Source organism: Acidovorax sp. (assembly GCF_046341535.1).
In the GTDB taxonomy this organism is placed as follows: domain Bacteria; phylum Pseudomonadota; class Gammaproteobacteria; order Burkholderiales; family Burkholderiaceae_C; genus Acidovorax.
Map to the genome: position 1 here is coordinate 1 of NZ_JBKDRI010000022.1, position 4,246 is coordinate 4,246.

The 4,246-nt window shown below is 66.1% G+C and carries 3 protein-coding genes; 2 read left to right on the top strand and 1 reads right to left on the bottom strand.

Annotated elements, in window-relative coordinates; genetic code table 11:
• Positions 1 to 245: 245 nt before the first annotated feature.
• Positions 246 to 1,664 carry an ATP-dependent RNA helicase DbpA gene (dbpA, locus tag ACK543_RS01210; protein ID WP_409941060.1) on the bottom strand — a complete coding sequence of 473 codons (1,419 nt, stop codon included), beginning with the start codon at positions 1,662 to 1,664 and terminating at the stop codon, positions 246 to 248.
• Positions 1,665 to 1,733: 69 nt separating this feature from the next.
• On the opposite strand from dbpA, the gene ACK543_RS01215 reads away from it, so the two are divergent.
• Both ACK543_RS01215 and ACK543_RS01220 read left to right on the top strand, forming a co-directional pair.
• Positions 1,734 to 3,215, top strand: coding sequence for an AMP nucleosidase (locus ACK543_RS01215; RefSeq protein WP_409941061.1), 1,482 nt, complete (start codon positions 1,734 to 1,736; stop codon positions 3,213 to 3,215).
• 92 nt (positions 3,216 to 3,307) lie between these two features.
• Positions 3,308 to 4,243 carry an ATP-binding cassette domain-containing protein gene (locus ACK543_RS01220; protein ID WP_409941062.1) on the top strand — a complete coding sequence of 312 codons (936 nt, stop codon included), beginning with the start codon at positions 3,308 to 3,310 and terminating at the stop codon, positions 4,241 to 4,243.
• Positions 4,244 to 4,246: the final 3 nt, after the last annotated feature.

Consider the following 4,246-nt stretch of genomic DNA (forward strand, 5'->3'; position numbering starts at 1 on the left):
GCGAAAATCGGCGAGAGCGAGGACAGTTTTTGCCGAATTTGCAGCCCCATAGCCGAGCTATGGGGCAAAAAGGCGGTTAAAAATGGACCGCTGCGGTCGATTTGCAGCCGACGATTTCCAAGTCCGACAGGCTCCTAGGGACAGGCGGGCACTATGCTACGTTTTAGATAGCTACAAAGTCTTACGTATCAGGCGTAACCGGCATTTTTTAATCTGATTTTCCGCCGCATGGACGCGCGCGGCGTTCAGTCGGCGCGTCCGTCGGCAGTCACCAGCCGGGCCTTCACGGCCTTGCCCTTGACGCGGCCCTGGTTCAGGCGCTGCACGGCCTGCGCGCCGATGGCGCGGTCCACCGCCACATAGGTGGAAAAGTCGTTGACGTTGATCTTGCCCACCTGCTCGCGGGTGTAGCCCATGTCGCCGGTCAGCGCGCCCAGCACGTCGCCCGCGCGGATTTTTTCCTTGCGGCCGCCGATGATCTGGAGGGTGACCATGGGCGGCACCAGCGGCCCGCGGCCGGTGGGCGTGAGCTCTGCCAGCGGGAACCAGCGCGATGCGCGGCCCTGCAATTGCTCGATCTTGCCCACGTGGCCCATCTCGTCCATGCTGGCCAGGCTCAGCGCCAGGCCCTCGGCATCGCCCCGGCCCGTGCGGCCGATGCGGTGGATGTGCACCTCGGGGTCGGGGGTCACGTCCACGTTGATCACGGCGGCCAGGTTGGCAATGTCCAGGCCGCGCGCCGCCACGTCGGTGGCCACCAGCACCGAGCAGCTCTTGTTGGCAAACTGCACCAGCACCTGATCACGCTCGCGCTGCTCGAGCTCGCCATACAGCGCCAGCGCGCTGAAGCCCTGTGCCTGCAGCACCGCCACCAGGTCGCGGCACTGCTGCTTGGTGTTGCAAAAGGCAATCGATGAATCGGGCCGGAAGTGATTGAGTAGCTGCGACACGGCATGCAGGCGCTCGCTGTTTTTCACCTCGTACCAGCGCTGCTCGATCTTGCCCTCGGCATGCTGGGCCTGCACCGTGATCTGCTGCGGGCTTTTCATGAACTGGGCGGCCAGCTTGGCGATGCCTTCGGGGTAGGTGGCCGAGAACAGCAGGGTCTGGCGCTCTTTGGGGCACTGGCGCGCCACGGTCACGATGTCGTCAAAGAAACCCATGTCCAGCATGCGGTCGGCTTCGTCCAGCACCAGGGTGTTGAGCGCTTCCAGGCTGAGGTGCTGCCGCTCCAGGTGGTCCATCACCCGGCCGGGCGTGCCCACCAAGATGTGCGCGCCGTGCTCCAGGCTTAGCATCTGACCGCGCAGCGGCACGCCGCCGCACAGGGTCACGACCTTGATGTTTTCCTCCGCACGCGCCAGACGGCGGATTTCCGTCGTTACCTGGTCGGCCAGCTCGCGCGTGGGGCACAGCACCAGGGCCTGCACGACAAACCGGCGGGGGTTGAGGTTGGCCAGCAGGGCCAGGGCAAAGGCGGCGGTCTTGCCGCTGCCCGTGCTGGCCTGGGCAATCAGGTCCTTGCCCAGCAACGCAGGCGGCAGGCTCGCTGCCTGGATGGGGGTCATGGTCCGGTAGCCCAGTTGCTGCAAGTTGGCCAGCATGGCCGGGCTGAGGGCCAGCGTGCTGAAGGCGGCGCTGGCTGGGTGTTCGCTGAAGGTCATGCGGGGATTATCCGGCCCCACCGGCCTACCCCCCTGCAAGCAGGCGCGGCGCTTGTGGACAATAGCGTCATGCCTCTCATCCCCCCCTTCATCGCCCCTACCCGCCACACCGATCCGGCCGAAGCGCTGGCCCAGGTGCAGCGCATCTATCAACAACAGATTGACCACCTGCGCGATGCCATGCAGCGCTTTGTGGCCGGTGAGACGCCCCAGGGCGGGGTACGCGCCTTCTACCCGTTTGTGCGCGTGCACACCACCACCGTGTCGCGGGCCGACAGCAAGCTGGCCTATGGTTTTGTGGAAGGCCCCGGCCGCTACGAGACCACGCTGACGCGCCCGGACCTGTTTGCGCGCTACTACACCGAACAGTTCCGCCTGCTGCGTGCCAGCCACAATGTGGAGCTGGAAGTGGGCACCAGCGGGCATCCCATTCCCATCCACTTCTCGTTTGCCGAACACGACCACATCGAAGGCACGCTGAGCCGCGAGCGCCGCATGCTCATGCGCGACGTGTTCGACCTTCCGGATCTGGCCGCCATGGACGACGGCATTGCCAACGGCACCTGGGAGGCCCGCCCCGGCGAGGCCCAGCCACTATCGCTGTTCACCGCGCCGCGCGTGGACTATTCGCTGCACCGCCTGCGCCACTACACCGGCACTGCGCCCGAGTGGTTTCAGCGCTTTGTGCTGTTCACCAACTACCAGTTCTACATCGACGAATTCGTGCGACTGGGCCACGCCGAGATGGCAAACAAGGACAGCGAGTACATCGCCTTCATCGAGCCGGGCAACGTGGTCACACGCCGCGTGGGGCTCAGCGCCGAATCGGGTGACGAGCTGGGCGCTGCCCCGTCCCGGTTGCCGCAGATGCCCGCCTACCACCTGGTGCACAAAAACGCCAGCGGCATCACCATGGTGAACATCGGCGTGGGCCCCTCCAACGCCAAGACCATCACCGACCACATTGCCGTGCTGCGACCGCACGCCTGGATGATGCTGGGCCACTGCGCGGGGCTGCGCAACAGCCAGCAGCTGGGCGACTACGTGCTGGCCCACGCCTATGTGCGAGAAGACCATGTGCTCGACGAAGACCTGCCGCTGTGGGTGCCCATCCCGGCCCTGGCCGAGATCCAGCTGGCATTGCAACAAGCCGTGGCCGACGTGACCCAGGTGCCCGAGGCCGACCTCAAGCGCTTCATGCGCACCGGCACCGTGGCCAGCACCGACAACCGCAACTGGGAACTGCTGCCCGACAACACGCCCCAGCGCCGCTTCAGCCAAAGCCGGGCCGTGGCGCTGGACATGGAAAGCGCCACCATTGCGGCCAATGGTTTTCGCTTCCGCGTGCCCTACGGCACCCTGCTGTGCGTGAGCGACAAGCCCCTGCATGGCGAAATCAAGCTGCCTGGCATGGCCAACCACTTCTACCGCGAACGGGTGGACCAGCACCTTCGCATTGGCATGCGGGCCGTCGAGATCCTGCGCAAGGGCGGCGTGGAGCGCCTGCACAGCCGCAAGCTGCGCAGCTTTGCCGAGGTGGCCTTCCAGTAAAGGGCCGTGGTGCCGCTGACCGCACCCGGCCCGGCGGCAGCCAGCCCTGCCCGCACGGCACAAACCACGAACGCATCACACACAATGGCCGCATGACCGCACTGTTTGAAGCACTGAACCTGGGCAAGCGCTACGGCGACGCCCGCGTGGTGGACGATGTGTCGTTTGCCATCGCCCCCGGCGAATGCCTGGGTGTCATTGGTCCGAACGGCGCGGGCAAAACCACCACCATCCGCATGTGCCTGGGCCTGACCACGCCCGATGAGGGCACGGTGCAGTTTTACCCCGAGCCCGGCCAGCCGCCCCTGCACATGCCGCGCGATGCCCTGGCCATCAAGGCGCAACTGGGCGTGGTCACGCAGTTCGACACGCTGGATCCGGATTTCACCTGCGCCGAGAACCTGCGCGTGTTCGGCCGCTATTTCGGCCTCAAGCGCGCCGTGATGGAGGACCGGGTGCCGCAGTTGCTGGAATTTGCCGCGCTGGCCCACAAGGCGCAGGCCAGGCCCGGGGAGCTATCGGGCGGCATGAAGCGGCGCCTGTCGCTGGCACGCGCACTGGTCAACAACCCGCGCCTGCTGCTGCTCGATGAGCCCACCACCGGGCTGGATCCACAGGCCCGTCACCTGATGTGGGAACGCCTGCAGCAATTGCTGCAGCAGGGCAAGTCCATTTTGCTGACCACCCACTTCATGGACGAGGCCGAACGCCTGTGCTCGCGCCTGCTGGTGCTCGACCAGGGCCGAAAGATTGCCGAAGGCAGGCCGCGCGACCTGATCACAGAGCACCTGGAGCCGGACGTGGTGGAAGTGTTTGGCGTGGGTGCCGTCGCGCTGGCGCAAGAGCCCGTGCTGCGCGAAATCGCAGCCCGCATCGAAGTGAGCGGCGAGACGGTGTTCTTCTACACCGCCAACGCCCTGCCGCTGCTGGAGGCCCTGCGCCAGCATGGCCACCTGCGCACGCTGCACCGGCCCGCCAACCTGGAGGATCTGTTCCTGAAGCTGACCGGGCGGCAGATCCGGGAGTGATGG